Origin of the sequence: Streptomyces sp. JW3, from assembly GCF_052216785.1 — a bacterium.
Lineage (GTDB): Bacteria > Actinomycetota > Actinomycetes > Streptomycetales > Streptomycetaceae > Streptomyces.
In genome coordinates, this window is the sequence record NZ_JBQOUX010000335.1 from 1 (window position 1) to 235 (window position 235).

At 64.3% G+C, this 235-nt stretch carries 1 protein-coding gene; it reads left to right on the forward strand.

The window, feature by feature from the left end; all coding sequences use genetic code 11:
- Nucleotides 1–55 precede the first annotated feature (55 nt).
- Nucleotides 56–235: hypothetical protein (locus tag ACTT8P_RS38730; protein WP_442836473.1), on the forward strand; the 180-nt coding region annotated here is incomplete at its 3' end.

Below are 235 nucleotides of genomic sequence, written 5' to 3' on the forward strand. Positions count from 1 at the left end.
AGCCCGGGGACCGCGACGCCGACAAGCAGTTCAGCCCCCAGTACGAGGAGCAGATTTGACCGACCTGATCCACTCTGCAGCTTCTTCCGATTCGCCGACCGACCCCGCGGCGCCCGGTGCCAAACCCACCGGGGAACGCGTGCGGGTGATCCGCGAAGGCGTGGCATCGTATCTACCCGATATCGATCCGGAGGAAACCAGCGAATGGCTGGAGTCCTTCGACGAGATGCTCGAC